We start from the raw sequence: 26,666 nt of genomic DNA, 5'->3' as shown, positions 1-26,666 counted from the left end.
CCATGGTGCAAAAGCTGGACTATCTCAAGGAAACGCCCTCACAGACTGCGGGGCCCTATGTGCATATCGGGCTGGCCCCCGGAGACGCCGGGTTCGATATCTACCGGCACGAGTTGGGCCGTGACATCGCGGGGCCAGATGCGTCAGGGACGAAGATCACTGTGCGCGGTGTGGTGCGCGACGGAACCGGCGCGCCGGTCAAGGATGTACTGATTGAAACATGGCAGGCGGATGCAAATGGCGTTTATCCCAGTCTGGGTACTGTTGATCCGGGCTTTCGTGGCTGGGGCCGTGTGATACCGGATTTCGACACGGGCGAATGGGTGTTCGACACGATCAAACCGGGCCCCGTGACAGACCAATCCGGCGCGGTGATGGCCCCACATATTAACCTGTGGCTCGTTGCACGTGGGATCAACGTAGGCCTCAACACCCGGCTTTATTTCCCCGATGAAATGGCGGCAAATGCGTCGGATCCGGTGCTGAACCTGATTGAGCAGCCCGTGCGCAGGCAAACTCTTATCGCGGAACAGGTGGAAGGCGGCTACCGGTTCGATATTCAATTACAAGGCCCCTCAGAAACGGTGTTTTTCGATGTCTGATCCTGTCTCACAAACCCCCTGCATCATCTGTGTGGCGATCACCGGATCGGTGCCGACCAAGGCCGATAACCCGGCCGTTCCCATCAGCGTGCCGGAGCAGATCGAAAGCACTCATGAAGCTTTCGAGGCCGGAGCCTCCATCGCTCATTGCCATGTGCGCGACGCCGAGGGCAAACCCACCTCGGACCCCGACCTGTTCGCAGCGCTGAAGGAGGGGATCGAAACGCACTGCCCCGGCATGATTGTGCAGCTTTCAACCGGGGGGCGGTCCGGCGCGGGCAAAGCGCGCGGGGGTATGTTGCCGCTGTCCCCGGATATGGCCTCGCTTTCGGTGGGATCGAACAACTTTCCGACGCGCGTTTATGAAAACCCGCCCGATCTGGTGAACTGGCTGGCCAGCGAGATGGCAACCTACGGCGTCAAACCCGAGATCGAGGCTTTTGACTTGTCACATATACTGCAAGCGGCCCGGATGCACCGCGAGGGGCAATTGCCCGATACGCCCTATATCCAATTCGTCATGGGGGTCCGTAATGCGATGCCCGTGGATCGAGATGTATTCGACTTCTACGTCAATACCGTGCACCGCCTGTTCGGAGACGTCCCGTGGTGCGCCGCCGGGATCGGGGCTGGGCAGATCAAGCTGAACGAATGGTCCATCGCGGCGGGCGGGCATGTGCGCACGGGGCTAGAGGACAACGTGCGTCTGGATCGCGACACGCTGGCCCCGTCCAATGCAGCGCTGGTGCAGCGGGCCGTCGATCTGTGCCATGCCCATGAACGCCCGGTTGCGAGTGTAGACCAGGCGCGCGCCATTCTGGGTCTGCGCTCGGCTGCGGCCTGACGCCAGTCCGGACGACCCAAGATAAGGACAACGACGATGACCGATCTGTTCTCGCACCCCTGGTTTTCCGGCCTGTTCGGCGACGCCGAGGCGCAGGGCATCTGGTCTGCAGAACGGTCGCTCACCCATATGCTGGCCTTCGAGGCTGCCTATTCACGCGGCTTGGGTGCAATCGGTAAAATCCCCGCCAACCAAGCGGACGCTGCTGCCGCATGGATTGAACAATCCGCGCCCGGTATGGATACTTTGCGCGCGGGCACCATCGCGGACGGGCTGCCTGTACCAGCACTGGTTCAGGCCCTTAGATCGGATGCAGGACCACTGGCACCAGCCATTCACACTGGAACGACCTCGCAAGACGTGATGGACACGGCCTTGGCGTTGACCTTGCGTGAGACCACGAACCTGTTGCAAGCGCGCCTGTCACGGTTGTCGGAAGTGCTGGGCGATCTCAGTGAAAAATTTGGTGGACGCCAAATTATGGGACGCACGCGGATGCAGGTTGCCCTGCCTGTCTCGGTCGGCCACCGGATCGAAACCTGGCGCGATCCGCTGCGCAGCTATCACCAAACCCTATCCGACCTGCGCCCGCGCGTGGAATGCGTGCAACTGGCCGGACCTGTTGGCGATGGTCAGACGATCGGGCCCTCGCTGCACGATTTGGCGAAGCATATCGCCGATGCACTTGGGCTGTATGTGACGGATCAAAGCTGGCATACCACCCGCGACAGGGTGGTGGAATATGCCGATCTGCTGTCGCACATCTCGGGGTCACTGGGAAAAATGGGGCAGGATATCTGCCTGATGGCCCAACAAGGTGTGGACGAGATCAGGCTGTCCGGTGGAGGAACATCCTCGGCCATGCCACATAAACAGAACCCCATTCTGGCTGAGCTGCTGGTAACACTGGCGCGGTTCAACGCCGTACAGGTGTCCGGGATGCACCATGCTATGGTGCATGAACAGGAACGATCCGGCAGCGCGTGGGCATTGGAATGGATGATCCTGCCGACCATGGCCCAGACCACGGCTCGGTCACTTGCTGCGGCCACCACATTGTGCACGCAGATCATTTCAATCGGCGCAACGCCCGACTAACGCTTCAACAAATCCAATGTGGATCTGCTCAATTCGGATGCCCGTTGTGTGACTTCAACTCGGGCAAACTGTTCCGTCAGTTGGCGCGGGCCACGAGCTGATAACCTGGCTTGGCAATGGCTCGAACTTTGGTAATCGGCGCACTATTAATCCAAGTCATGCCCTTCATTCTGATCCAGATCTTTGCAGTCGTCGTCATATGATTCTTGCCCACGATCGCAACCTTTCTACCAAAGCTTCTTTTCTTGGCACGTTTTGGAGAAGGTCCGGCGCGACGGCGGCATCCTCTCACCGAACCTAGGGCGGAACACCGCCGGGCCCGATTCAGATGGCTTGCCGGTTTACCCCCCGCCGGAAGATGCCGCAGGGAAATGGCCGGTCGGCTTAGACACAAATTCGCAACGCATCTTCTGGGTCGACAGACGTTACTTTAGACGCATGCCCAATACATATAGGCCAGAGTTTGCGACAGAACTACTTGGCGATACCTCTAGGGAAGCCTTAGAGACAGGCATGACATACCACCGTCCAACTTGGCACAATCGGTATTGTCTATCTCGACAACTTCATAGCCTGCGCGGTCCAGCATATCGGCCGTTCGAGGGAAGCCCGCGGCCATCAGCACCAGATTGTTGAAACGGATGGCATTGGCAGCGGCTTCTTCTCCTTCGGCGACATGTAACACACGGTAGCCGTCAAAACAGCCTGATGCGTCCAGTCGGTGGGTGGACAGGATGGTCTCGGCATCCATCAGCGAACAATCTGTTTTGAAGTGCAGCACACCTTTGGGCGTGAAGACTTCCCGCAGCTTGTGTCCCCAATCAGAAGTTATCCTTGCCAGTTCAGCGACACCTTCCGCGTCGGTACGATCTGATCGGCCCACCAGAATTTCCCGACCGGTTACAATAATATCACCGCCTTCGATATGACCAGGGCCTTCGATCGCACGTACCGTATCGTAGCAGTCATGAAGGGTCGGAGCCATTTCGGCGACTTCGCCCATGCGCGATGGCGCACCAGGCCGCATCAGAACCACGCCTTGAGGGAGGCAAAGAGCAGTGTCTTCGACAAATTGTGCGTCTGGAAAGGTATCGAGCGGACCAAGCTCGATCACCTCTGCACCCGTGCTCTTTAGGGTGGCTACATATGCCTGATGCGCTGCCAACATCCCATCAAGATCTGGATCGCCGACATCCTCAGCGCGCAGCCCGTTTGCGATTGTGGATGCAGGGCGACGGGTGATGGCGCGTGAAAACTCGAAAGTGGGGTCTGTCATGGGTCAGTCTTTCGTGGGTACAAGTTTTGCGGCAGTGATTTCGATCATGGACGGTCCTTTCACGGCGACAGCGTCGCGTAACTTTCGCGCGACCACCTGTGGTTCCGCACGAGCTTCAAAATACGGAATGCCAAAAGACTTTGCGGTTGCCGCAAAATCGGGAGGCGTAGGATTACAACCGATCACTGTTACACCGACGTCCCTCATCGACGTTGCAATTTCTCCGTACCCGCTATTGTTCCAAATCACGAAGATGACAGGCAGGTTTTCGTCGACCGCGGCCATGATTTCAGGAAGGGAAAACTGGGCGCCACCATCCCCGACAATACACACCACAGGGGTGGAAGGGGCGGCGATTGCAGCTCCGACCGCCGCAGGAATTCCGTAGCCAAGCGCACCATATCCGGTTGCAGCATTGAACCAGCCACCCGCACGGTCGTGGTCATAGTACAGGTTACCCGCATAAATCGGTTGGGTTGAGTCCCCGATCACAAGCGCATTGGGCACCGCATCGCGGATCGCATTGAGAATATCAACTATTTCGCGATAGTCCGGGCCAATTTCGTCCAACGCAGCGGTGCGTGCAAGCTTGGCCCGCATTTCACCTTCGCCCTTTTTTGCCGTTTTTGGCAATGACGCGGCCAGCACAGGTGCGACCAGTTCGACATCTCCGTGAATCGCAACCTTGGCTGCATGGCGGGCCAGCTGATCACGGCATCGGTCCACCCGGATCAGACCGTGCATCTCTGCCATCTGGCCGGTTGCATACATGTCGAAATCGGTGGGGCCAAGTTCGGTTCCCAATGCCAGCACGCAATCTGCGTCTTCAATCAAGTAGCGCACGGCCGGCAAGCTGGGGCTGGCAGGCACAGTCAGTGGATGATCATGCATGAGGCCTCGGGCGTTGACGGTTTGCACAACCGGCGCGTCAAGCGCTTCGGCCAACGCTTGCAAAGCACCCTCTGCGCGCTTTGCACCACCACCGGCGACAATTACGACGCGCCCAGCCTCGGCCAGTCGGCTTGCAGCCTCACTGATCAGATCAGTACCTGCCTGACACTCGGTGTGGGAAAGGGCAATGGGCGCCGCGACATAGGGATGGGCAGCCACATCCAAGGGAACCTCGATATGCACAGGCCCGGGCCGCTCGGTGGTCAAGCGCTGAAAGGCGCGGTCTACGACCGGGTCCAGCTGATCGGCGTCAGAAACCTGTTCAGAAAGCAATGCGACTGTTTGCGCAAGTTTCAGTTGATCGGGCAGCTCGTGCAAATGCCCCATGCCCTTTCCAAGCGATGCCGTCGGGTTAACACCGGACACCACCAACAAGGGCACTGAATCCGACCGTGCCTGGGCCATAGGGGTCAGCGTATTCGTCAAACCCGGCCCAGTTATCACAAAAGCTACGCCCGGCTTACCCGATACACGTGCATAGCCATCCGCCATAAACCCTGCGCCCTGTTCGTGCCGAGGGGTAACATGTCGAATACCCGATGCCGCAAGACCGCGGTACAGCTCGATGGTATGGACACCCGGAATACCGAACACACAGGCCACTTCTCGGCGCCGAAGCTCTGCGACCAAAGCTTCCCCAACTGTCAGAGCGCTCATGCGACCTCACGCGGTATGTTGTTGGCATGATCAACAATGCGGGTGATGGCAGTGGCGAAATCATCGTCACTGATCGTCAATGCCACACGCACCCAGTTCTTCAGGCTGTCGCCGAAGGCCGAGCCCGGCATGACAGCAACTCCGGCTTGCAACAAGCGCCATGCGTAGGCCTCACCATCAAGACCGGTGTTCGCAACATCAATGAGTGCGAACATCCCAGCCTCGGGACGGTGCACAACAAGTTCAGTGTCGGCCCCCAAGCGATCCGCCAGCAAACTGGCCCGGCCCGCGAACCGTTTGGCCATGCCAGAGGCAACCTCTGACCCGTCACGGATCGCTTTCTCGGTCATATCCGCGATGAAGGGCTGATTTCCGAACAGCAAGGTTTCAGAATAAGGCAGCAGTGCCTCGCAGAAGTCGGATGGACCGACACACCAGCCACTGCGGAAGCCGGGCGCAGCGTGTGACTTCGAAATGGATGAAACTCCGATGACGCGATCCGCAAATTCCGTATACGCAAGGGGCGAGACAAATTGTGACCCTTCAAAGACCAGGTCTTCGTAAACCTCGTCCGTTATGATCCACAAATCATGCGCGATTGCCAATTGCCCGATCTCCGCAATTTCTTGCGCAGTCAGGATCGCACCGGTTGGGTTGTGCGGCGTCGTCAGCAAGATCGCACGGCTGCGCGGCGTGATCCGTTTGGCGATGTCTTCAGCCTGAAGGCGAAATCCATGCTCGGGTCGCAAGGGAACGGGCACCATGTCTGCTCCTGACGCGCGCACGACACCTTCGTAGGTGGCATACATCGGATCGCCGACCAGAACCTCGTCGCCAGCCTCAGCAACCCCGGCCATAACCGCGAAAAGGGCGGTTTGCGTGCCGGGAAAACAGAGGATGTTTTCAGATTTAAAACTGCGTCCCCGGCGGAGCGAGTATCGCTCGGCCAACGCATCCAACAGGCCCTCTTCTCCACGACCATTGGAATATCCCGTCCGCGCTGCATGCAGCGAATGTACCGTAGTCTCGATCAGAGAGGCGGGCACAGGAACATCCGGCTCACCTATCGTCATCTCGACGATATCAGCACCTGCTTTGACAAGTTCGCGGGCTTTCAGGTGTACGCTCCATTTGGCGCCACCCAAACCCGCCAACCGAGCTGTTACTGCTGAGGTTCTCATGACTCTGCTGCCTCTTTGTTCAACGTGATACCTAGAATTGCGCCGACCGAGTCTAGGCCGATCTGGGGCAACTGGCCTTCGGCAAACGCATCCGGAAGCGCACCGCCTTCCAGCCAGAGGCCGTCGATCACCGCGTTGCACGCGATCGCCAACTGTTTCGCCTCGAAGGGTTCCACATCGCGCCGGGTTTCCTTGAGCGCAGCGACGATGAGCGCTTCGAGATGGTCTCGGAAGTAGTCATAAGTGCGCTGGTGGACATGTTGCATTTTGGGGTCCGTCTGGACCTTGTTCAGAAATCCGGCCCAAAGGGCGACGACCTTGGGATCGACAATTGGTGGCCGCAAAGACGCATCGACAAAGTTCGACAACCGAGACACCGCCGTCCCTTCCCCGGTATAGGCGGCCGTTTTGACGGTCAGCGTATTCATATGATGCTCGTAGGCCGCGTGCACCAATTCGTCTTTCGAGGTGAAATAGTGTCGGATCAAACCTTGAGTCACGTTTGCACGCGCCGCGATCTCACGCACAGTTGCGCCACGCACCCCCATCTCGGCGATCAGGTCCAGAGTTGCCAAAATCAATGCCTCGCGCCGATGCTCGGCGGACTCACGCGTAAATTTTCGGCTATTGTCCTGCACCGCGGGCATATCCATGACATGAAGTTATTATACACTTGCATAATCACGAGATTCGGGGCTTACTGCAAGCTGAAATCAGAAGATGCCTGGATATGGACGCAGCCAAAGCCGCTACACCCGTAAATCATACGACAGAGAATGACGAAGCGATTAAGGTTGAAGACCTGCACAAGTCCTTCGGCCCGCTAGAGGTTTTGAAAGGCGTGTCCTTGACGGCGCATAAAGGCGATGTCGTCGCAATCATCGGGGGGTCGGGCTCTGGCAAGTCGACAATGTTGCGCTGCATCAACTTCCTGGAAACTCCGAGTTCGGGCAAGATCACGATAGGTGGCGAGCAGGTCGAGATGCACGACGATGGCAGCCCATCCAATCGTCGACAGATCGAGCGTATACGCACCCGGCTGGCGATGGTTTTCCAGCAGTTCAATTTGTGGAACCATCGTACGCTTCTGGAGAACGTGATCGAAGTGCCGGTGCACGTACTCAAGGTTCCCAAAGCTCAGGCCATCGCGCGTGCGCATGAGTTGCTAGAGCGCGTGGGGCTCGGCGACCGGGCCGACACTTACCCTGCATATCTATCCGGCGGACAGCAGCAGCGCGCGGCAATTGCGCGAGCGCTGGCCGTAGATCCTTCGGTCATGTTGTTTGACGAGCCGACCTCGGCGCTGGATCCTGAACTGGTCGGTGAAGTGCTGACCGTGATCCGCGATCTTGCGTCCGAAGGGCGGACGATGCTGCTGGTGACCCATGAGATGAAGTTTGCGCGCGAAGTCGCCAATCACGTCGTCTATCTGTATCAAGGCCGAATTGAAGAGCAGGGACCACCTGCCGAGGTTTTCGGTAACCCCAAGTCTGAACGATTGAAGCAGTTTCTAAGTTCGGTCGCATAGTCCAACAAAACAAAGCCAACAGGGAGTAACATAATGAAAATCAGTAAAATTTTTGCATCCAGCCTTGCTGCTGCACTTCTTTCAGCTGGCGTCGCCAGTGCCGAAGAGGTCAAGATTGGTATCGCAGCCGAACCCTATCCGCCATTCGCGTCGCTTGACAGTTCCGGCACCTGGGTCGGCTGGGAGATCGACGTGATCAACGCTGTTTGCGCGGCGGCCGAACTTGATTGCGTCATCACTCCAGTTGCGTGGGACGGTATCATCCCGTCGCTGACGGGTCAGCAGATCGACGCCATCATGGCCTCGATGTCGATCACCGAGGAACGTCTGAAAACCATTGATTTCAGCGATCCCTACTACAACACTCCTGCGGTCATCGTCGCAGATAAGTCGATCGATATCGATGCAACTCCGGAATCCTTGGCGGGCAAAGTTGTTGGCGTGCAGGCTTCGACCATCCACCAGGCCTATGCACAAGAATACTTCAAAGATGCGGAACTGCGCGTCTATCAAACTCAGGACGAAGCCAATCAGGACCTGTTTGCGGGCCGGATCGACGCCACACAGGCCGACAGCATCGCAATGGCGGACTTTGTGAATTCGGACGCTGGTGCCTGCTGTGAAATCAAAGGGGCCGTTAAAGATGATCCTGCCATTCTGGGGCGCGGCGTAGGGGCCGGTGTCCGCAAAGGGCAAGATGATCTGAGAGAGGCGTTGAACAGGGGTATCGCTGCCATCCTGGCGGATGGAACACATGAAAAGATCACCTCGAACTACTTCTCCGCCAGCATCTACTAAGCCATTAACGTGACCGGACTACTGGAATCGCTAGGTTTGGCGCAGAGCGCAGAGCTGCTGTCGCTCTCGCCTCCAGGATGGGGTGGCAATCTGCTGCGCGGTTTGTCCAATTCATTGCAAATCGCCTTTGGTGCCTATGCGCTCGGCCTAGTGATCGGACTGTTCGGAGCTTATGGCAAACTATACGGCGGGAAGGTCACACGCGATCTTCTCGCCATCTACACGACCGTTATCCGGGCTGTGCCGGAATTGGTCCTGATCCTGATCCTGTATTATGTAGGGTCGGATATTATTAACAAGATATCCGCAGCCATAGGAGGCGGACGGGTCGAGATCAACGGAGTGGCCGCTGGCATCTGGGTGCTGGGCGTTGTTCAGGGGGCTTATGCCACCGAAATTCTGCGCGGGGCCATTCAGGCTGTACCGCCCGGCCAGATCGAAGCTGCCAAGTCCTATGGCATGCCAGCCTTCATGACCATGCGCCGCGTAACGATACCAGCGATGATGAGCTTTGCCGTGCCCGGTCTGGCCAATCTATGGCTGATCGCCACCAAGGACACCGCGCTGCTTGCAGTCGTTGGCTTCAACGAACTGACCCTTGAAACCCGACAAGCCGCCAGCAGCACCCGCGCCTATTTTACCTTCTTCTTGTCTGCCGGGTTTCTGTACCTCATGGTCACCCTGTGCTCGGGCGTCATTTTCGGCCGGATTGAAAAATGGGCCCGCCGTGGCCAGCCCTCTCTGACAGGGGGTAGTAAATGATCAGTCTTAGATCTCTGATGCAACCGCATCGCGTCGCAATGATGCTGATTTTCGCAGGGATCGTCATCTGGTGTGCCGTCTCGCTGCAATGGGACTGGCTGCCGAAATACGCTCCGCTGGCCTTGCAAGGTATTTGGACGACAATTTGGCTGCTGGTCGTCACGGTCGTACTTGGGTTCTGTCTTGCGGTTCCTCTTGGGTTGGCGCAGGCTGTTGGACCTTGGTATCTTGCTGCCCCGGCCAAAGCGTTTTGCACCATCATTCGCGGCACGCCCTTGCTGCTTCAACTTTGGCTTTTGTACTACGGTCTCGGGTCACTGTTCCCTCAGTTCCCGTGGATACGCTCGTCTGAACTCTGGCCGTATCTGCGGCAGGCCTGGCCCTATGCGGTTTTGGCGTTGACCCTGTCCTATGCAGGCTACGAGGGCGAGGTTATGCGCGGGGCCTTCAAAGGTGTTGCCAAGGGGCAGCTAGAGGCCGCCAAGTCGTTCGGCATGCCCAGACTGACGATGTTCCGCCGCATCTGGTTGCCACAGGCAATCCGCAATGTGTTGCCGACTTTGGGCGGCGAAACCATCTTGCAGATGAAGGCGACACCTCTGGTGGCGACCATCACTGTTGTCGACATTTATGCAGTTTCATCGCGGGTGCGTTCGGACACGTTCATCATCTATGAACCACTGCTGTTGCTGGCGGTATTCTATATTCTGGTCGCAGGCCTGATCGCAGTTGCCTTTCACTGGCTGGAGGTCAAGGTGCTTGGGACCGGGCAGGAACGACGCTAGGCTCAGGGCTCACAGTCAACAGACGATCAAAGCGTCGAGGGCAGTTGCTGTGAGGAAAACGTCGTACCGCTTCGCGACAGGTGCCAGCCGCTAACGCAGCCAAACATGATCTCGCATTGTGGGCCTTCACCATCCAGCGTCTGGACCTGCTCACCAAGTCCAGAAGTGATAAGGCTGCACTCTTGTGCGAAAATCCTAGGCGCTTTTTCTGCAATCTAACGCAGACCGTTCCAAGGCACCTTGTCCGCGACATCTTCGATCTCGTACCCCATATCTCCGACACATGGTCCCAGAATTGCCAGAAGAGTCGCTTCGTGATCGCCAATGTTAAACGTGGCGTGGACCACATCCGCGCCAATAAAGACCGAGTCCCCTGGTCCCATCACCCGCTTTTCCTTGCCAAGCCACTGTTCGACCTCACCCGCGACGCAGTAGATAACTTCCTCCTGATCGGGGTGTTTGTGAAAATTGTGGCCGTGGCCCGGAGCCAGGCTGACCTCAATCACCGTAAGCTGTCCGGCGCCTGTAGCGGGCGGACTGCTCATCCACTTCAACTTACCCCAATCAAGCGTTTCCTGCGGCGTATCCGCCGAAAGCATGAATTTTCCGATCATCCCTATTCTCCGGTCGTGTTTTGATTGCGCACTAGTTCTGCAAATTGGTGTTTTGTCGTCATGCGACCCCTTTAGAGCGTTCAACCCCCCGCCGCAGCTTTCCGAATTCTGCAGTCTGAGCTGTAATCGCCCGTTCGGTGGGCAGACGCTCCATCGATGATGCTCCGTAAAAGCCATGACAGTCCGGGCAGAGGTCCAGGAACTTCTGTGCATCCTCGGGTTCTGCTAATGGGCCGCCATGGCAGATAAAGATCAGGTCGTCGCGATAAGTGCGCGCTACTGCGGCCCATTCGTCGTAAAGCCGCGCGCATTCGGCTATATCCGGTGCGCTGTCCCCGGCCCCGATGGTTCCGCCCGTGGTCAGACCGAAATGTGCGACGATGACATCCGCGCCCGCCTTCGCCATTTCGGCAGCGTTGTCAGCACTGAAAACGTATGGCGTGGTCAGAAGGTTGCGCTCATGGGCCTTGGCGATCATTTCGACCTCCATGTCATAGGACATGCCGGTGGCCTCAAGTTCGCGCCGGAAGCGGCCGTCGATGATGCCCACCGTGGGAAAATTCTGCACACCTGCGAAACCCATTGCCCCCAAATCATCCAGAAACTTGTCCATTAGACAGAATGGGTCGGTGGCGTTTACCCCTGCCAGAACAGGGGTGTCCTTGACGACCGGCAGAACTTCGCGCCCCATATCGACAACGATCTCATTCGCGTTGCCGTAAGACATGTAGCCCGCCAGAGATCCGCGCCCGGCCATGCGATAGCGACCCGAGTTGTAGATGACGATCAGGTCGATGCCGCCGACCTCTTCGCATTTGGCGGACAGGCCGGTGCCTGCACCGCCACCTATGATGACTTGGCCAGCGGCTATCTTTGCCCGCAAGCGGCTGAGGATGTCTGCGCGTCCCGTGACTGCCATATCAGGTATCCTTCTTGGTGTAGATTTCTTTGAAATTGGCGATCGCCGCCTCGGCAAAGTCGGGATCGTTGATGTGCATGTCCAACTCGATCAGTTGTCGGTCGGGGGTCTGTGTCACCGTATCGCGCAGAGCCTGAAACAGTGCGTCATTGGCTGCCGGGTCGTGGAAGGCTCCACCTTCGATATCCAGCGCCGAGACGCCCCGCAGGGGCAGCAGGAAGCGCACCGGGCCGTCACAAGCGTTCAGCTTGTTGCCGATCCACACGCCTATCTGTGCGCATTCTTCCGCTGTGGACCGCATCAGCGTGACCTGCGCGTTGTGGTGATAGAAATTGCGCCCTTTGAACTGTGCGGGCACCGTATCGGGTGCCCAGAAATTCGCCATATCCAACGCGCCGCACGAGCCAACATAAGGGAGTTTGCTGCGGGCAATGCTGTCGAGCCGGTCTTCACCTGCACTGAGCATCCCACCCACGATCAGGTCGCAGATTTCGGTGGTGGTGATGTCCAGCACCCCGGCAACGTCACCCTGATCGACCAGTTGCTCCATCGACCGGCCCCCGCTGCCGGTGGCATGAAAGACCAGGCAGTCGTAGTCATCGGCCAGTCCTTCGGTGATGGCCTGGACGGCGGGGGTGGTGACACCGAACATCGACAGAACCAACGCGGGGCGATCATCGGTGTTTTCGGGGACTTCATTCGCCATCATCCCTGCCAGCGCGTGCGCCGCATTGCCCAGCAATCGGCGCGAGACGCGGTTCAACCCCGATACATCTGTTACAGGGTGGAACATGTTCACATCCGACGCACCAACATAGGCCGAGACGTCACCCGACGCGAGGGTGGAAACCAGCACCTTGGGTACCCCAATCGGCAAAGCCTGCATGGCCGGAGCAATGATCCCCGAGCCGCCCGAGCCGCCCAGCCCGATGATGCCGCCCAGATCGTCGCGGCCAAGGACAAAGGCGGTCAGTGCCCGCGACATCTCGGTCACGGCCTGCCCGCGATCATTCACGAAAACCGCCGCCGGCCCGTCGGGATGGCAGGCGGCGACACTGGCAGCAGTCACTTCCATGCCGGTCTCGCCGCCCTTGGTGCCAACGTTGACCAAGACGGTTTCCATCCCCGCTGCGTCGATTAGATCGCGCACGTATCGCAATTCCGGCCCTTTGGTGTCGGCGGTTCCGATCACGTAAGCTCTTTTTGTCATCCTTCCCTCCCTTAGCCCGACTGCCCGGGTTCCAGCCCCAGATGGCGCTTTTGCATCGCCGGATCGTTTTCCAGAGCCTCTGCCGTCATCCGCTCGACCACTTCTCCGCCGACCATGATGGCCACATCCTGCACGGCGGCCAAAGCCGCGTGCATGTTCTGTTCGACCAGCAACACCGCAATGCCTTCGCCTGCGATCAACTCGATCAGATCAATCACGTCCGAGACGATGGCGGGGGCCAGCCCCTCGGTCGGCTCATCCAGCACCATCAGGCGCGGGTTCAACAGCAGCGCACGGCCAATCGCCAGCATCTGCTGTTCGCCCCCAGATAGACGGTCGCCCAGATTGCGGCGGCGTTCTTTCAGGCGCGGGAACGTCTGGTAAACCCGTTCAATCGACCACGCAACGCCCTTGCGTTCGACGATCCGCAGATGTTCCTCGACCGTCAGAGACCGGAAGACGCGCCGCCCCTGCGGCACATAGCCGATCCCCATCTGCGCACGTCTTTCGGGCGGCAGACCGGTCATATCCACCCCATCGAACCGGATTTCCCCGGCCGAATGCGGATGCAGACCCATGATTGCATTGCACAGGCTGGTCTTGCCCATCCCGTTGCGCCCGAGGATGCCCAAAGGGCGGTCCGAGACGTTCAGGCCGACGCCATGCAAGACGTGGCTTGAGCCATAGCGCAGGTCCAGCCCGCGGATTTCCAGCAGATCAGTGGCCATGGGCGCCTCCGATATAGACGCGATGCACATCCTCGTTGCGCATGATGTCGTCGGGCGACCCTTCGGCCAACATCCGCCCGTTATAGAGAACCGAGACACTCTCCGAAGTCTGCAGCGCGATATCCATATCGTGTTCGATCAGCACCACGGTCACATCCTTGGGCAGTGACATCAGCAAGGCGCTCAGCTTGGGCCGCTCGGCTGGCGACAACCCCGCCGCCGGTTCGTCCAGCAGCAAAATCTTCGGGTTTTCGGCCAGCGCGATCCCAATCTCAAGCTGTCGCCGCTGACCGTGGCTCAGTTCCGAGGTCTCGCGGTCCAGCACATCCGCCACGCCTGCGATCTCGGCCAAACGTTCGGCCTCGGCAAGCCGTGCGTCAGTGGCGCGCAGGGGCAATACCTGCCGCCAACTGCCCCGCAGCCCGGCCACGGCCAGAAACAGCGTGTCACGTACGGTCAGGCCGTTGAACAGATGGGCGTGCTGGTACGTTCGGCGCAGCCCACGTTGAATTCTCTTGTTGATCGGCTCACGGGTCACGCTATCGCCAAACAGGGTGATCTGGCCAGTCGTGGCGCTGGTATCCCCGGTCAGCACGTTGAACAGGCTGGTCTTGCCCGCACCATTGGGCCCAAGGATCGCACGCCGCTCGCCGGGGCGGACGGTCAGGTCGATATCCTGCACCGCCCAGAACCCGCCAAAGCGTTTGCCAATGCCCCGGACCTCCAGGGCATTGGCGGTGTTATGCGAGGGGGTTACGGGCACGAGGGGTTGTCCCGGCTGACCGGACCCGAGGCCAGAAATACCTCTTCGTCCTGTCCCAGCAGCTGATCCACATCGCGCACCACCTTGACCACGCGGTTGCCAAGCGTGCCATCCTCACGCTCGTAGACCTCGGTGACAAAGTTGTCGATCACGCCATTGCGGTTCTTATCCAGCCGCATGGTGCCGCCGGTGGGGGTGGTGAAAGTCAGATCGTTCAGCGACGCGCGGAAGGCCGCCTGATTGTCGGACAAGTCGCCATCAACCTCATCCAGCGCCAGCATCGCAGCCTTTGCGCTCATGTAATAGTGATGCGCAAAGATCGAGGGGGCCGAGAAGCCATCGGGGAAGGCTTCGGTGTAGCTGGCGGTAAAGGCTTTCCATTCGTCGCCGTCATAATCACCAACGGTCGGGGTGCCCGCAGGCGCACCTACCAGCAGCTTTTTGAACGGGCCTTTGCTGTCCAGAATGGACTGGTCGATGGTGATCGAGCCGCCGATGATTGGCTTGTCGCCACCCGCCTGACTGTACTGGGTCAGGAAGTTCACCGCATCCGCGCCACCCAGCGCCACGAACAGCGCATCAACATCCTGCGGGATCGAGTAGACGACCGAGGAGTAATCCTTGTTGCCAATCGGCGTCCAAAACTTCTCGGGCACTTTGCCGCCTGCTTCGCAGAACTCGGTCATGAAGCCCAGAACCTGCGTGTAGGGGAAAGAGTAATCCTCGGCGATCACGGCCACGGATTTGTAGCCCATGTCGTTAAAGGCATAGTCGCCCACGCCAACCATCCACTGCGCGCCGTCGCCGCCAAAGCGGTAGAAGTTGTCAGAGCTGTCGCGCAGGGTTGTATCCTGTGCCGCCGACGATCCGTTCAGGAAGGTCACGCCGGGATAGGATTTCGACAGATCGCGCAGGGCCAGACCCTCGGACCCCGACAGCGGGCCAACGATGATATCCACGCCGTCCTGCTCGATCAGTTTGCGGGCTGCGTTCACAGCACTGTCGGGGCTGGCGTCGGACGACATTGTGATGACTTCGATCTTATTGCCGTCGACCTCTCCACCGGTTTCCAGCACCGCCAGTTCCGCACCGCGGATCCCATCCTGACCCAAAGCAGCAAACGCGCCTTCGAGAATTGAGATCACGCCGATCTTGACGTCTTCGGCAGATGCAGGCACCGCCATTGCGCAGAGCGCCAGCGCGGATGCAGCCATTTTGAGCTTATTCATTTTTTAGGTTCCTCCCTATGAGTTTGCTCAGACAGTTGATTTCTTTGGGGCCTCGGGACGGCGCAGCCGCGCCATCCAGTCGCTTGCCAGTTGTTGAAGCCCACCGGGGGCTACGATCACGATGAGCAGCAGCACGACGCCGATCAGTGTGTTGAACCGCTCGCGGTCGATCAGGTCGACGGCAAAGGTGTCCAGCAGGACAAAGACCACCGCCCCCACAAACGCCCCGCCTGGATGGCGCAAGCCGCCGATGACCGAGATGATGAGGATGTCGATGATGGGCCCAAGGCCGACTGAAAAGGATGAGATGCGTTCCTGATACCAGACGTTCAGGATGCCCCCTGCTCCGGCCAGCAGGCCCGAGAAGGCAAAAGCCGCAACGATGGGTGTGGTAACGGAAATCCCCAGCGCCAGCACCCGTCCCGGCGCGTCACGCACAGCTTGAATGGTCAGGCCCAGCGGCGAACGGACAAAGCCGCTGACCAGTGCAAGCGCCAGCGCAGCGACGCCCAGAGACAATAAGTACAAGGGCAGCGGATCGCGCAGACTGAGGCCAGCAATCTGCGGCGCGCGGACGCCGGAGAAGCCGGTCCAGCCATTGAAAAGCGTATAGTTCTGGCGGGTAAAGTAGAAGAACGCGACCCCAATCGCCAGCGTGATCATGATGGCATAGATACCCCGCGACCGACGAGCGATAAGGCCGATCAGACCCCCGGACACCACGGCCAGCAACAGCGCAAGCGGGATCGAGACCCAGAACGGTAACTGCACGCCGATCCCCACGCTGTTCGGTCCGAAAAAGGCGATGGTATAACCCGCGATCCCAGCCATGGTGGCCTGCGCAAAAGACACGACGCCCAAATAGGTGGCCAGAAAGCTCAGGCTCAGCGCCATGATGCCCAGGATCAGTGATCGTGTGGCAACTTGCGTCAGCCAGAAATCGTTCAACACGAAGGGCAGGATCAGCAGTGGGACAAGGATCAGCGCCTGTTTCATTGCTCGGCCTTTCCCAGCAAGCCCTGTGGCCGCACCGCCAACACCAGCACCATGATCGCAAAGGTAAACACCACGCCGTAGGTGGGTGCGTAGGCTAGACCGTATTGTTCAGCCAGACCGACCAGCAGCGCACCGAGCGCAGCCCCGCCGATCGAGCCCATACCGCCAACGATAACCACCACCAGCGAAGACAGCAGGAATTGCAGGTCCGTGCCCGGCGCAATCGACAGCGCGCTGGCGGCGACGACCCCGGCCATTCCGGCCAACATGCCGCCCAAGGCAAACACAACGACAAAGATGCGGTTGATCGGATAGCCAAGCGCCCGCAGCATGTCCTGATCATCCACACCTGCGCGGATCACCGCACCGAAACGAGTCCGCTGGATCAGGAACCACAGTCCAATCCCCACAACCAGCGCAAAGCCCATCAGCGCCAAGCGGATATTGGCGTAGCCCACACCCAGAACCGGCAGACGCTGCCCTCCGGCCAGTGCATCAGGCAGCTCTACTTGATAGGTTAGCCCGCCCCAGTACCACAGCATCAGATCGGCCATGATGATTGAAATCGCAATCGAGGCTAGAGTCTGACGCAGCTCATCCCCCTGCATCCAACCCAGAATCCCCGCTTGCACGATGGCACCGGCCAGACCTGCGGCCAAACCACCGCCGATGACACCCAGTCCCCACGACCCGGTAACATCGACAATGCTGTATCCGACATAGCCGCCCAGCAGCAGCAATGCCCCATGAGCCATGTTCACAGTGCGCATCAGCCCGAAGATCAGGCTGAAGCCACTGGCCGCCAAAAAGTAGAGCGCTGCTAGCGTCAACCCGTTCAAGGTGACGATCAGAAATAGTGTCATGGTTCCTCCCGTTGAGGGGCAGCATGGCGCAGAAAACGGGGTAAAAACAGAAACGAGAGGTTTTGGAGATCAATTTTTAAATGTTATTTTTCAATGTCTTATTCCAAATTCTCATTTTTTATTTTGGGAAACATGAGAAAACATGAGAAATTACTTCTCAATAAGGGAAATTCTTTCCTAAATAGGTTCATGACAACTCTCACGCTCACCGGTACACAGTCTACCGCTGCCCCTTCGGATAACCGAATCTATTGCCCTGCTCTGAACGGCCTGACCGCCGTGCAAGCTGATCTGGCATTTGTGATGCCGCGGCTGGATCATAACAGGGCCGTCCGCGAAACCCCCTGTCAGGGCGGTTGGGCCGCACTGGTGGCCAGCGACCCGTTCGGGTCCGAGGCGGCTTTGTTTGCTCAGTTGTATGAGCTGGGCTATCGCGGCATCACCAACTGGCCATCTTCTATCCTGCTGGACGGGTCGTTGAGGCAATCCATGTCGACCATCCCGGCCTCGCCCGAGTTCGAATATGACTTTCTGGCCCGTGCCCAACGGGCCGGGTTCCAAACTTTGGCGTTCTTCCTTTCGCTCGCGCAAGCCCGCGCCGCTTTGAAGGCAGGGCTGGATAATCTGGTGCTACATCCCGGACTGCTTGAGGTGGAAACCGCGGAAAGCGGCGCGCTGGTGCTCGGGTCGCTGCAGCGCATCATCGACACGATCCGGGCTGAGGTTCCGCAAGTATCTATCTATGCCTATACCTCGGACTGGCATGAACGATCGGTCCCCCTTGGTACACTGAACGTGGACGGGCTGGTCCGGCACGAGGCCGCAGCATGAGCGCGCGCGACAAGAACTTTCTGTTCGCCGCCGTGGTCGGGTCTGGCCTGACCGCAAAGGCAGCGGACAAGGCGGGGGCCGATTACCTGCTGGCCCTAAATGCTGGACGGTTTCGGGTTCAAGGGGCATCCTCCCTGACCAGCTTCCTTCCGGTCCGCGCGGCCAATGAGTGGGTAATTGAATTTGCCGAACGCGAAATGCTGGGGCGGTGTACCGCGCCGATCTATGCCGGGTTTTCGGTCAGCGATCCTAATCTCGACATTGCGGAACTGGTGCGGCGCACCAAAGCGCTGGGGTTTTCCGGCATCTGCAACTTCCCGTCGACAACTTTGATCGACGGACGTCTGGGCGCCGCGATCGAGCGGGAAGGCTTGGGGCTGGACCGGGAAATCACAATGGTCAAGAAAGCAACAAATATTGGGTTAGGGGTGTTCGCTTACGTCCAGACTAACGCTCAAGCCCGTAAAATGGTCGACGCCGGGGCGACGGCAATCTGCGTAAATATCGGATTCACAAGCGGTGGCACCGGGGTCAACACACACCTGACGTTAGAGAAAGCTGCCGCCCAAATTGACCGCGTTCTCGAAGGAGTTCCCACCTCGGTGGACAAGCTTTGCCATGGCGGACCCATCACTTCGCCCGAAGAAGCATTGGCGATTACGCGACTTTGCGGTGTGCAGGGTTTCGTGGCCGGCTCGACGCTGGACCGGCTGCCAGTGGAACAGACGTTGAATGAGGTGACAAAGGGGTTCACCGCCATTCCCAGCTTGTCACAGATCGAAACCGGTGCGCCAACCACTGAACATGAACTGGTTGGATCTTCCTACTCCATGCAGTTGATCCGAGAAGAGCTTGATGATCTTGCCTATGAGGATATCCCGATCCTGTTGATCGGCGAAACGGGAACCGGCAAAAGCCGCGCTGCCCTCAAATTGCACGAGGCAGGGCCCGCAGCGCGGCGTCAGCCCGTTGTTGTGGATTGCCCCGCCTTGGACAACGAAGAAGGCGGTGTGCATCTTTTGGGCAAGGCCCCCGGCGCATTGGGAACGACGGGCACTCAGCGTGGCGCTTTGGAGCTAGCGTCTGGAGGCACGCTCATCTTTGACGAAATTTCCGCCTTGCAGCCTGCGCATCAGGGCAAAATCCTGAAATTCACCGACGAGAAGTCTGTGCAGAGGATTGGGGATCATACACTCAGGCGGGCCGAAGCGCGGATCATTTCGACAACCACTCAAGACCTCCCTGGCCTGATTGAGATGGGCGCGTTTCGTCAGGATCTTTACTATCGAGTCTCCGGTCACGAAATCACCCTGCCGCCCTTGCGCGAGAGGGTGGATGATATCCCTGAACTGGCCATATATCTGGGGCGGCAATTGAGCGGCGAGCCTCCGAAGTTTTCAAACGCTGCGCTGCGGTTGATGCTCGAACACGATTGGCCTGGGAATGTGCGCGAGCTTCAGCACGCGGTCCAGCGTGCAATTCGCAAATCCGGAGGGTCCACGATTGACCTCAAGGCTATCGACTTCCTTCGCCAAAGAACGACGGGGATTTCGAAAGCTCCGAGAGAGGAAGCTCCGGTTCGGGTCGCGGTATCCGAGCGGGACTGGATTGCCGAGGCCCTAACGCGAAATGGTTTCCGTCGCGCGCAGACCGCCGAAGAATTGGGTATGACCACGCGCACGCTTTACAACAAAATCAAGAAACACGGGCTGCAGGGATAGCTCGGAAGGTTGCTCTGCAACATCCAATTCTTTCATCAAAACGGATCCGAGATCCGTCTGAGTTTTGTCTCCCTAAGTTCAGGCCTCATAGCCAGTGCATGACAATCGTTGCGAGTGCGGTTTTGGACGGAAGAATGCCACTACCTCCTTGGGGACAGGAGGGAGGTCCGTTTCGAAAATCATGAACACCTTAGGACGTACTTAATCCAATGTAGGCCGGACAAAGCCAGTGCTGCACAACAAGGCCATTCCCGCTCAGGTGAGCTGGAGCAAAAGCAATTCAGCGTGAAACACACATTTCCCAATATTACCTAGCGTCAAAAAACGAGATGTCCGCTTAGGACAACTATCTGGCCAGTCGCGACATTTTTTGAAAAAGCCAAATCTTTCATCAACGGAATTGGAAACGCCGGGGTCGGCTTGACGCGGAAACCCCGGTTTCGGTGGAAGACAACCGCCGCGACCAATACGTGAGGAGGAAAATATGAAACTCAAATCTTTTGTCGCCGGAATTGCACTGGCAGCCAGCCTGACCAGTACCGCCTCTCAGGCAGAAACAGTATTGAAACTTGGAACCGTTGCGCCACTGTCATCGCCTTGGGGCCAATGGGCGCAGGGTGTTGCGGATCAGATCGCCGAGATGTCAGGTGGCGAACTGAAAATCGAAGTCATTGGCGATGCGCAGCTGGGCGACGAACAGACAATCCTGCGGCAAGGTATGAAGGGTCGTGTGGATCTGGTGATGGTGTCCAACATTCCACTGTCCCTAATTGGACAGGAACTGGATCTTGTGTCTTCGCCATTTCTCTATGACAGCACTGAACAGGGCAGCTGTGTCGCCTTCAATCATCTGAGCGAGATTTTGGGCACAAGCCTGCAGGATTCGGGCCTTGAGCCGCTGACCTGGATGGAGGTTGGCAATTACCTGGTTTTCTCGCAGGAACCGGCCAGAACTCCTGATGCGTTGGAAGGTCAAAAAGTCCGCGTGGCTGCAACCACGGCGGATGAACTGTTTGCACGTAGACTTGGTGCGGTAGGTGTGCCGATGGGCACCTCTGACACGATCCCGGCCTTGCAGACCGGAAACGTCAAGGCGGCATTCCTACCCGGCGTGTTCGGCATCGCCATCGGGACCCACAAAGTGGCCCCTCATGTCACTGTCAGCAACCACACCCGTTTGATCGGCACTGTTGCTGTGTCGGGCCGGAGCTACAAGAAGCTGAGCGATCAAGAGAAAGAATGGCTGTCGGCTTTCAGAGAGGGCGGCACCGGCCTGTCGGCCACGATCCTGGGTGCTGAAACCGCTCTGTTGGGTCAACTTGAAGGAGCTGGTGTTCCGGTTGCACACCTGACAGACGAAGAAGCCGCTGCTTGGCGCGCCGCATCCGATGGGCTGCGCGAGGAACTGGCTGAACAACTAGGCCCCAAGGCTGTTTCGATCCTTGAGCAGATCGAAGCCGCCAAGCAAGCCTGCGGTTCTTAATCCAATGGGTCTACTTCGGTTTCTGATGAGGATCGAAGCCATTGTGGCAGCTTCAGCATATGCTGCCACAACCCTGCTTCTGCTGGCGGATGTGATCGCGCGCGAGTTTCTATCGCAAGCTCTGTGGGGCGCGCAGCAAACTGCGGTTCTGTGCAGCATTCTGGCGGCAATGGTCGGTCTGACCCTTGCCACCGGGCGCGGCGCCCATTTCCGACCCGAGTTTGCCGACGGCATCCTGAAATTCGCCTTTGTCGACCGGCTGGGTGATCTGATTTCGGGGATTTTGCTGCTCGTCTTCGCCTATTTCGCGGTCGAGTTCGTCATGGAATCGAAGGAATTCGCCGACCGTGTCCCGGTGGTCAACATCTTGCTCTGGCCGGTTCAAATCATTGTGCCATACGCGCTGGCGTCCTCGGCTTTGAAACATCTGGTGTTTGCCTGGGACCCGATGGTGAAAACCGAACTGAGGAAGATCTGACATGGACGGCATCATTCTTCTGGGGATCGTCATCGCGATGCTGGCACTGCGCCAGAACGTTGTGCTGATCCTGCTGATCGTCACGGCCTATATCCAGCTGGTCTGGGCCGGGGGAGACGTTCTTTATGTTATCGAGGACCTGTGGTCGTCGATGGACAATAAGGTTCTGCTGGCCATTCCCATGTATATCATTGCGGGAAAGCTGATGTCGCGCGGCTCGATTGCCCGTGACCTGATCGCCATGGTCCGCGCCGCGACCGACTGGATGCCAGGCGGTCTGGGCATGGCGTCGGTCCTGTCCTGCGCACTGTTTGCGGCTGTGTCCGGCTCCTCCGCTGCGACCTTGCTGGCCGTTGGTGTGGTGATGTACCCGGCCCTGAAAGAGGCAGGGTATTCCGAAAAATTCTCAATTGGGGCTGTCACTTCGGCGGGGACGCTGGGCATTCTGATCCCGCCGTCGATCCCGCTGATCATCTATGGCATCGTGACCGAGACCAATGTGGCCGACTTGTTTCTAGCCGGGATCATACCGGGTATTCTGCTGACCGCTATCTTCGCGCTGTATTCGATGGGCACAAACCTGAACAACGCGCGCGGGACGTTCTCGGTCAAGCGGCTGTGGGATGCTGTTCGTAAGGGCATCTTTGCACTGATGACCCCCGTGATCCTGCTCGGCGGGATTTACTCGGGCTATTTCTCACCAACCGAAGCTGCAGCCGTGGCCGTGGGCTACGCCATTCTCGTTGAACTCATCGTCTACCGCGAACTGTCATCCAAAGATTTCTTCGAAGAGTTTGTCTCGACCGCGGTAATGCTGGGTACTCTGTTCCCGATCGTCGCGGTCGCGCTTTCGCTGAAGTCGGTTCTGGCGATCGAGGGGGTTCCGGCGGCTTTTGCCGACTGGCTGCAAACCGTTTTCACCAGCAAGGTGGCCTTCCTGTTGGCACTGAACGCAGCGCTGCTGCTGGTCGGGTGCCTGATTGACGTTGTTTCAGCCGTTTTGCTGCTAGGTCCGGTTCTGCTGGCCGCTGCGGCGCATTTCGGGATCAACCCGGTTCAGCTGGGTATCATCATGATCATCAACCTAGAGATCGGCCTACTGACGCCGCCAATCGGGCTGAATCTTCTGGTCGCTTCAGGGGCATTCAAGAAACGGTTCGCAGAGGTAAGCCTGTCGGCCATCCCCTTCATCATCCTGATGTTGATCGCTTTGTTGCTTGTAACCTTCATTCCCGAATTGACGTTGTATTTCGTCTCGTAGACAGGTGTCACTATCAAAGGAATGCCCGACCCGCTGGCTGGGCATTTTCCGTTTCTTACCGTCTGTTCACGTTTGAAACACAGTGAATCGCATGTCCGAAATTGATAGAAACTTGTCCTCTTGGAACATGTTTTCAAGCCCGACCAATCCCCATGTTAGTAGCACGTTTCAAGCCAGTGCTTGTTCCATTAAGTCGTGAGTGAGACACCCCCATGTCTGTTCGGAACGTCGTTGAACTTGACCATGCAGATTCCGATCTCCCTGCCGAGCTGCAGGCGACCTACCGGAATGTTCCTGCCTTGTCCCACGAGACCCACTCGGGCGGTGTCTGCATCAACGACGTTGTCACCCAAGTGACCGTTGATGACATACCCTTTGGCGGCGTCAGGTCATCTTGGGTGGGGTATTGTCACGGCAAAGAGAAAGGCCCGAGCTTCTCAAATGCCAATGATGTTGTCCGCGAAGGCAAATTGGACGGCAACACGTTCGTTGGCTCATCTTGGGATAGCAAGACCTTCAAACTGCTCGTCAAGTTTCACCTGCGTCGGTTCAGAAACCTTGAACCCGCAGAATTGGCTCCGATCCTCTGCGCATCCCTTCGCTCTCTCCCCAACCGTGCAGAGGGTCGGGCCACCCAAAAACTAGTTGCTAACGGAAGGTGATTGTCATGCTTCACGCTCCTATTCGTATCGCATTGCGGGCGCTGTCCACGTTCTACACGCCGCAAAAACCACTAACGTTTTCAGGCCCGGATGCAGCCCGCAAACTGGCCGACTTGATGGTGACTAACGGGCAGAGGCGTCCTTTGATCGTTACGGACAGCTTTCTGTTGCAAAACGGAATGCTGGATGACCTGATCACCTTTCTGAAGGGCCGGAGTTGTCACGTGACAACCTTCGACGGCATCATCCCGAACCCCACATTCGCCGTAGTTGAAGCGGGGCTGAAAGCCAGCCGCGACAATAAATGCGATGCCGTATTTGCTGTGGGTGGCGGTTCAGCCATTGACGCTGCAAAGGTGATTGCGGCCGCAAGCACCAGTCGTAAGTCCCTGAAAAAGCTGACCGGCACTTTAAAAGTCGACGCGCCGCTGCTGCCGTTCTATGTGGTACCGACCACATCAGGCACCGGCTCCGAGGTGACAAACGCGGCGGTGATATCGGACACCGAAACGCACAAGAAAAAGTTCTTTGTTGATCCGAAATACATCCCGATTGCCGCCGCTTTTGACACCGGGTTGCTGAAATCTCTTCCAGCGCCCATGACTGCCGCCACCGGTATGGACGCATCGACCCACGCGATCGAGGCATATACCTCGCGCAATCGGTTTGACGACACCGACCGCGATGCGGCAATGGCGATCAAGCTGCTGTTTGAATATTTGCCGATTGCCTATGAAAATGGTCATGACGAACAAGCGCGTGAGATGGTGGCGCTGGCATCGTTCCTGGCTGGCTTTTCCTTTACCAAGGCCAGCCTGGGGTATGTGCATGCAATCTCACATCAGATCAGTGCGCACTACAAAACGCCCCATGGGCTGGCCAACGCGGTCATTCTGCCGCGTGTGTTGCGGTTCAACAAAAAGACCTGCGCCGCGCGGTTTGCTCAGCTGGAACAAATACTGACTGCCAGCGCTTCAAACGACACAGATCTGTTGGCCGAGCAGTTCATTTCCCGTGTCGATGCCCTGGCGGACCGCGTTGGAATTCCCGCCAGCCTGACCGACCTCCAATCAAAGGACTTCGGTGTAATTTCCAGCGATGCGCTGGCCGAAGCGCGCTCATCCTATGCCGTTCCGCGTGTCATGCGGCGGTCACAAGTCACCCGGGTTCTACAGTCCGTGCTGGCCGGAAACCGTGACCTGACATTCAGTTGAAACCAATAGCGAAAAGATTTTCACTGATACTCGTGGTGCAGGAGGGGCAGATTTCGGCGAAACCCGAAGCTGCGCTTTAGCCCGGAATTAGTGACTTTACCAACCGGTCTTTTGAGGCGGGTACCGAAATCGACCGGTTTACCCCGGTACCCTCGATATTGAGCAGGTGTGGTTGTCTTGGGGCCTTAGGATCCAGATTGCGCAGCTCTGATTTCTTTGACGGTTTCACGCACTACTGCAATCCTTTGGTCGATGTCTCGGGCACTCAACATCCCCTGACTTTCCAGCGTTTCTTCAATCGCCTGCAGCCAGCAATTGAAATAGAGGCCTTCCACCGCCGCGGCCGAGGTTGCATGTTTCTGCTTTTCGGTCTTTGTCACCAACGCTGCCAATCGGGATTGAAAAGTGGTCCAGGAAAAGTGCCCCTGTTGGACCAGAGCCACAACAAGGGCGAAGACCCTTGTCTGCCAGGGAGCCCTGAACAACGGGTTATCTTCACTTAGCCCCGGAATAGAGCTGCGTAGCTGGGCTGCTGCCTGTTGATGCGCGTCAAGCGGGTTCAAGGTAGTTCTCCCAAAGATCCAGGCAGACACGACCCTTCGGGTCCGCGTCATTGCCCCATAGGTCGGTCGCCAAGAACTCAACACAGTAGCAATGCTGTGGGCTAGGTCCCTGCCCTACGGCCATGGTGTCGGCAAACTGGAAAACTCCGGCATTCAAGGTGATCTGTCCCACGTGGTTGCGCACATAGCGCGGCACCCGCGTATGGCCGGCGGGGCTATTGGCTAGAACGCGCACCGACTGGCCAACGGTAAAGCGTGGCGCGGCGGTGGTTGGGGGAAATGTCATCTCAGCCCCTGCTTTGGTGGCCGCCAGTATGTCAGCCGGGCCAACCGCTGGGTGGTCGACCAATGCAATGTCGAACCGTTTGCGGCCCGATGCGACTTCCTGCGGATCAACCAGACCTGCCGCCTGTACCAGCGCGGTGGCGGCCACGGTCCATTTTTCGAAGTAGTCCAGCCGCAAGTAGTCTTCCGGCGCGATACGTTCAATCGCGGCGCGGTGTTCATCGGCGCAGAAAGGTACGGACCACGCCAAAGCCTCTGTCAGGGCGAAAGCGCGCTTTTGCCAGTCGTGGTCAAACGCCCGGTCCTGATCGCAGGGCACCGGGCCAAACCCGTGCATCCCGCCCATATCATGAATGCCGTCCAT

The 26,666-nt window shown here is 58.2% G+C and carries 28 protein-coding genes; 14 read left to right on the top strand and 14 right to left on the bottom strand.

The genetic code is table 11. From position 1 onward, the window contains the following. Nucleotides 1–2: 2 nt before the first annotated feature. The 3 genes from pcaG to GOV79_RS08250 are packed head-to-tail and all read left to right on the top strand — an operon-like array spanning nucleotide 3 to nucleotide 2,544. A complete protein-coding gene (pcaG, locus tag GOV79_RS08260) occupies nucleotides 3–602 on the top strand; it encodes a protocatechuate 3,4-dioxygenase subunit alpha (RefSeq protein ID WP_170789398.1) in 600 nt (199 codons plus the stop codon). Further along, entirely contained in the window at nucleotides 595–1,446 is an 852-nt protein-coding gene (locus GOV79_RS08255) for a 3-oxoadipate:acetyl-CoA acetyltransferase (RefSeq protein ID WP_170789397.1), read from the top strand. Before pcaG ends, GOV79_RS08255 begins: the two co-directional genes overlap by 8 nt. Before the next feature lie 36 nt (nucleotides 1,447–1,482). Further along, the gene (locus GOV79_RS08250; RefSeq protein ID WP_170789396.1) at nucleotides 1,483–2,544 is read left to right on the top strand and encodes a 3-carboxy-cis,cis-muconate cycloisomerase; all 1,062 of its coding nucleotides are present in this window, start codon (nucleotides 1,483–1,485) and stop codon (nucleotides 2,542–2,544) included. A 490-nt stretch (nucleotides 2,545–3,034) separates the two neighbouring features. Here GOV79_RS08250 and GOV79_RS08245 read toward each other — a convergent pair whose 3' ends face one another. Genes GOV79_RS08245 through GOV79_RS08230 form a run of 4 tightly spaced genes read right to left on the bottom strand, consistent with a single transcriptional unit; the run spans nucleotide 3,035 to nucleotide 7,262 of the window. After that, nucleotides 3,035–3,820: an arginine deiminase family protein gene (locus tag GOV79_RS08245; RefSeq protein WP_170771697.1), complete on the bottom strand. Its 786-nt coding sequence runs from the start codon at nucleotides 3,818–3,820 to the stop codon at nucleotides 3,035–3,037. A 3-nt stretch (nucleotides 3,821–3,823) separates the two neighbouring features. Further along, nucleotides 3,824–5,428 carry a 5-guanidino-2-oxopentanoate decarboxylase gene (locus GOV79_RS08240; RefSeq protein ID WP_170789395.1) on the bottom strand — a complete coding sequence of 535 codons (1,605 nt, stop codon included), beginning with the start codon at nucleotides 5,426–5,428 and terminating at the stop codon, nucleotides 3,824–3,826. After that, a complete protein-coding gene (locus GOV79_RS08235; RefSeq protein ID WP_170789394.1) occupies nucleotides 5,425–6,609 on the bottom strand; it encodes a pyridoxal phosphate-dependent aminotransferase in 1,185 nt (394 codons plus the stop codon). Before GOV79_RS08235 ends, GOV79_RS08240 begins: the two co-directional genes overlap by 4 nt. After that, a complete protein-coding gene (locus GOV79_RS08230; RefSeq protein WP_170789393.1) occupies nucleotides 6,606–7,262 on the bottom strand; it encodes a TetR/AcrR family transcriptional regulator in 657 nt (218 codons plus the stop codon). The genes GOV79_RS08235 and GOV79_RS08230 overlap by 4 nt, the downstream gene beginning before the upstream one ends. A gap of 77 nt (nucleotides 7,263–7,339) precedes the next feature. Here GOV79_RS08230 and GOV79_RS08225 point away from each other — a divergent pair, with 77 nt between their 5' ends. From GOV79_RS08225 to GOV79_RS08210, 4 genes are read left to right on the top strand one after another with little or no spacing between them, the layout of a single operon-like run. Then, nucleotides 7,340–8,137, top strand: coding sequence for an ABC transporter ATP-binding protein (locus GOV79_RS08225; RefSeq protein WP_170789392.1), 798 nt, complete (start codon nucleotides 7,340–7,342; stop codon nucleotides 8,135–8,137). Between the two features lie 33 nt (nucleotides 8,138–8,170). Continuing rightward, entirely contained in the window at nucleotides 8,171–8,935 is a 765-nt protein-coding gene (locus GOV79_RS08220) for a transporter substrate-binding domain-containing protein (protein WP_170771705.1), read from the top strand. Nucleotides 8,936–8,944: 9 nt separating this feature from the next. Further along, nucleotides 8,945–9,697, top strand: a complete 753-nt coding sequence (locus GOV79_RS08215; protein ID WP_170771707.1) for an ABC transporter permease — start codon at nucleotides 8,945–8,947, stop codon at nucleotides 9,695–9,697. Continuing rightward, on the top strand, nucleotides 9,694–10,482 hold the full coding sequence (locus tag GOV79_RS08210) for an ABC transporter permease (RefSeq protein ID WP_170789391.1): 789 nt from the start codon (nucleotides 9,694–9,696) through the stop codon (nucleotides 10,480–10,482). The genes GOV79_RS08215 and GOV79_RS08210 overlap by 4 nt, the downstream gene beginning before the upstream one ends. 215 nt (nucleotides 10,483–10,697) lie before the next feature. Here the strand turns inward: GOV79_RS08210 and GOV79_RS08205 are convergent, their stop codons facing one another. From GOV79_RS08205 to GOV79_RS08170, 8 genes are read right to left on the bottom strand one after another with little or no spacing between them, the layout of a single operon-like run. Continuing rightward, nucleotides 10,698–11,096: a cupin domain-containing protein gene (locus GOV79_RS08205; protein ID WP_170783197.1), complete on the bottom strand. Its 399-nt coding sequence runs from the start codon at nucleotides 11,094–11,096 to the stop codon at nucleotides 10,698–10,700. Nucleotides 11,097–11,154: 58 nt separating this feature from the next. Then, nucleotides 11,155–12,015, bottom strand: coding sequence for a phosphoenolpyruvate hydrolase family protein (locus tag GOV79_RS08200; RefSeq protein WP_170789390.1), 861 nt, complete (start codon nucleotides 12,013–12,015; stop codon nucleotides 11,155–11,157). 1 nt (nucleotide 12,016) lies between these two features. Further along, entirely contained in the window at nucleotides 12,017–13,225 is a 1,209-nt protein-coding gene (locus GOV79_RS08195; protein ID WP_170789389.1) for a Tm-1-like ATP-binding domain-containing protein, read from the bottom strand. Nucleotides 13,226–13,236: 11 nt separating this feature from the next. After that, nucleotides 13,237–13,953 (bottom strand): ABC transporter ATP-binding protein, encoded by a 717-nt coding sequence (locus GOV79_RS08190; protein ID WP_170789388.1) that lies wholly within the window; start codon nucleotides 13,951–13,953, stop codon nucleotides 13,237–13,239. Continuing rightward, a complete protein-coding gene (locus GOV79_RS08185) occupies nucleotides 13,943–14,716 on the bottom strand; it encodes an ABC transporter ATP-binding protein (RefSeq protein ID WP_170789387.1) in 774 nt (257 codons plus the stop codon). The genes GOV79_RS08190 and GOV79_RS08185 overlap by 11 nt, the downstream gene beginning before the upstream one ends. Then, nucleotides 14,707–15,945: an ABC transporter substrate-binding protein gene (locus GOV79_RS08180; RefSeq protein ID WP_170789386.1), complete on the bottom strand. Its 1,239-nt coding sequence runs from the start codon at nucleotides 15,943–15,945 to the stop codon at nucleotides 14,707–14,709. Before GOV79_RS08180 ends, GOV79_RS08185 begins: the two co-directional genes overlap by 10 nt. Before the next feature lie 27 nt (nucleotides 15,946–15,972). Further along, entirely contained in the window at nucleotides 15,973–16,941 is a 969-nt protein-coding gene (locus GOV79_RS08175; RefSeq protein WP_170789385.1) for a branched-chain amino acid ABC transporter permease, read from the bottom strand. Next, on the bottom strand, nucleotides 16,938–17,804 hold the full coding sequence (locus GOV79_RS08170) for a branched-chain amino acid ABC transporter permease (RefSeq protein ID WP_170783204.1): 867 nt from the start codon (nucleotides 17,802–17,804) through the stop codon (nucleotides 16,938–16,940). The genes GOV79_RS08175 and GOV79_RS08170 overlap by 4 nt, the downstream gene beginning before the upstream one ends. A 189-nt stretch (nucleotides 17,805–17,993) precedes the next feature. On the opposite strand from GOV79_RS08170, the gene GOV79_RS08165 reads away from it, so the two are divergent. The 7 genes from GOV79_RS08165 (at nucleotide 17,994) to GOV79_RS08135 (ending at nucleotide 25,454) form a co-directional block, all read left to right on the top strand. After that, nucleotides 17,994–18,635 carry a phosphoenolpyruvate hydrolase family protein gene (locus GOV79_RS08165; RefSeq protein ID WP_170789384.1) on the top strand — a complete coding sequence of 214 codons (642 nt, stop codon included), beginning with the start codon at nucleotides 17,994–17,996 and terminating at the stop codon, nucleotides 18,633–18,635. Further along, entirely contained in the window at nucleotides 18,632–20,356 is a 1,725-nt protein-coding gene (locus tag GOV79_RS08160; protein ID WP_170789383.1) for a phosphoenolpyruvate hydrolase family protein, read from the top strand. Before GOV79_RS08165 ends, GOV79_RS08160 begins: the two co-directional genes overlap by 4 nt. Nucleotides 20,357–20,840: 484 nt before the next feature. Further along, on the top strand, nucleotides 20,841–21,839 hold the full coding sequence (locus GOV79_RS08155) for a TRAP transporter substrate-binding protein (protein WP_170789382.1): 999 nt from the start codon (nucleotides 20,841–20,843) through the stop codon (nucleotides 21,837–21,839). 43 nt (nucleotides 21,840–21,882) lie between these two features. Then, the gene (locus GOV79_RS08150) at nucleotides 21,883–22,317 is read left to right on the top strand and encodes a TRAP transporter small permease (RefSeq protein WP_170789381.1); all 435 of its coding nucleotides are present in this window, start codon (nucleotides 21,883–21,885) and stop codon (nucleotides 22,315–22,317) included. Between the two features lies 1 nt (nucleotide 22,318). Then, nucleotides 22,319–23,578, top strand: a complete 1,260-nt coding sequence (locus GOV79_RS08145) for a TRAP transporter large permease (protein WP_170789380.1) — start codon at nucleotides 22,319–22,321, stop codon at nucleotides 23,576–23,578. Nucleotides 23,579–23,790: 212 nt separating this feature from the next. Then, nucleotides 23,791–24,240, top strand: coding sequence for a hypothetical protein (locus GOV79_RS08140; protein ID WP_170789379.1), 450 nt, complete (start codon nucleotides 23,791–23,793; stop codon nucleotides 24,238–24,240). A 5-nt stretch (nucleotides 24,241–24,245) separates the two neighbouring features. Next, nucleotides 24,246–25,454 carry an iron-containing alcohol dehydrogenase gene (locus tag GOV79_RS08135; protein ID WP_170789378.1) on the top strand — a complete coding sequence of 403 codons (1,209 nt, stop codon included), beginning with the start codon at nucleotides 24,246–24,248 and terminating at the stop codon, nucleotides 25,452–25,454. 185 nt (nucleotides 25,455–25,639) lie between these two features. On the opposite strand, the gene GOV79_RS08130 is transcribed toward GOV79_RS08135, so the two are convergent. Beyond that, nucleotides 25,640–26,017, bottom strand: a complete 378-nt coding sequence (locus tag GOV79_RS08130; protein WP_170789377.1) for a nitrile hydratase accessory protein — start codon at nucleotides 26,015–26,017, stop codon at nucleotides 25,640–25,642. Beyond that, complete coding sequence (gene nthB, locus GOV79_RS08125; RefSeq protein WP_170771719.1) at nucleotides 26,004–26,666, bottom strand: nitrile hydratase subunit beta; 663 nt, start codon at nucleotides 26,664–26,666, stop codon at nucleotides 26,004–26,006. Before nthB ends, GOV79_RS08130 begins: the two co-directional genes overlap by 14 nt.

This window comes from Ruegeria lacuscaerulensis (assembly GCF_013034745.1).
GTDB lineage: Bacteria > Pseudomonadota > Alphaproteobacteria > Rhodobacterales > Rhodobacteraceae > Ruegeria > Ruegeria lacuscaerulensis_B.
This window is presented reverse-complemented; position numbering and strand designations above follow the sequence as displayed.

Coding starts and splice junctions, on each gene's coding strand:
- pcaG (WP_170789398.1), top strand. CDS start 3: ATGGTGCAAAAGCTGGACTATCTCAAGGAAACGCCCTCACAGACTGCG.
- GOV79_RS08255 (WP_170789397.1), top strand. CDS start 595: ATGTCTGATCCTGTCTCACAAACCCCCTGCATCATCTGTGTGGCGATC.
- GOV79_RS08250 (WP_170789396.1), top strand. CDS start 1,483: ATGACCGATCTGTTCTCGCACCCCTGGTTTTCCGGCCTGTTCGGCGAC.
- GOV79_RS08245 (WP_170771697.1), bottom strand. CDS start 3,820: ATGACAGACCCCACTTTCGAGTTTTCACGCGCCATCACCCGTCGCCCT.
- GOV79_RS08240 (WP_170789395.1), bottom strand. CDS start 5,428: ATGAGCGCTCTGACAGTTGGGGAAGCTTTGGTCGCAGAGCTTCGGCGC.
- GOV79_RS08235 (WP_170789394.1), bottom strand. CDS start 6,609: ATGAGAACCTCAGCAGTAACAGCTCGGTTGGCGGGTTTGGGTGGCGCC.
- GOV79_RS08230 (WP_170789393.1), bottom strand. CDS start 7,262: ATGGATATGCCCGCGGTGCAGGACAATAGCCGAAAATTTACGCGTGAG.
- GOV79_RS08225 (WP_170789392.1), top strand. CDS start 7,340: ATGGACGCAGCCAAAGCCGCTACACCCGTAAATCATACGACAGAGAAT.
- GOV79_RS08220 (WP_170771705.1), top strand. CDS start 8,171: ATGAAAATCAGTAAAATTTTTGCATCCAGCCTTGCTGCTGCACTTCTT.
- GOV79_RS08210 (WP_170789391.1), top strand. CDS start 9,694: ATGATCAGTCTTAGATCTCTGATGCAACCGCATCGCGTCGCAATGATG.
- GOV79_RS08205 (WP_170783197.1), bottom strand. CDS start 11,096: ATGATCGGAAAATTCATGCTTTCGGCGGATACGCCGCAGGAAACGCTT.
- GOV79_RS08200 (WP_170789390.1), bottom strand. CDS start 12,015: ATGGCAGTCACGGGACGCGCAGACATCCTCAGCCGCTTGCGGGCAAAG.
- GOV79_RS08195 (WP_170789389.1), bottom strand. CDS start 13,225: ATGACAAAAAGAGCTTACGTGATCGGAACCGCCGACACCAAAGGGCCG.
- GOV79_RS08190 (WP_170789388.1), bottom strand. CDS start 13,953: ATGGCCACTGATCTGCTGGAAATCCGCGGGCTGGACCTGCGCTATGGC.
- GOV79_RS08180 (WP_170789386.1), bottom strand. CDS start 15,945: ATGAATAAGCTCAAAATGGCTGCATCCGCGCTGGCGCTCTGCGCAATG.
- GOV79_RS08175 (WP_170789385.1), bottom strand. CDS start 16,941: ATGAAACAGGCGCTGATCCTTGTCCCACTGCTGATCCTGCCCTTCGTG.
- GOV79_RS08170 (WP_170783204.1), bottom strand. CDS start 17,804: ATGACACTATTTCTGATCGTCACCTTGAACGGGTTGACGCTAGCAGCG.
- GOV79_RS08165 (WP_170789384.1), top strand. CDS start 17,994: ATGACAACTCTCACGCTCACCGGTACACAGTCTACCGCTGCCCCTTCG.
- GOV79_RS08160 (WP_170789383.1), top strand. CDS start 18,632: ATGAGCGCGCGCGACAAGAACTTTCTGTTCGCCGCCGTGGTCGGGTCT.
- GOV79_RS08155 (WP_170789382.1), top strand. CDS start 20,841: ATGAAACTCAAATCTTTTGTCGCCGGAATTGCACTGGCAGCCAGCCTG.
- GOV79_RS08145 (WP_170789380.1), top strand. CDS start 22,319: ATGGACGGCATCATTCTTCTGGGGATCGTCATCGCGATGCTGGCACTG.
- GOV79_RS08140 (WP_170789379.1), top strand. CDS start 23,791: ATGTCTGTTCGGAACGTCGTTGAACTTGACCATGCAGATTCCGATCTC.
- GOV79_RS08135 (WP_170789378.1), top strand. CDS start 24,246: ATGCTTCACGCTCCTATTCGTATCGCATTGCGGGCGCTGTCCACGTTC.
- nthB (WP_170771719.1), bottom strand. CDS start 26,666: ATGGACGGCATTCATGATATGGGCGGGATGCACGGGTTTGGCCCGGTG.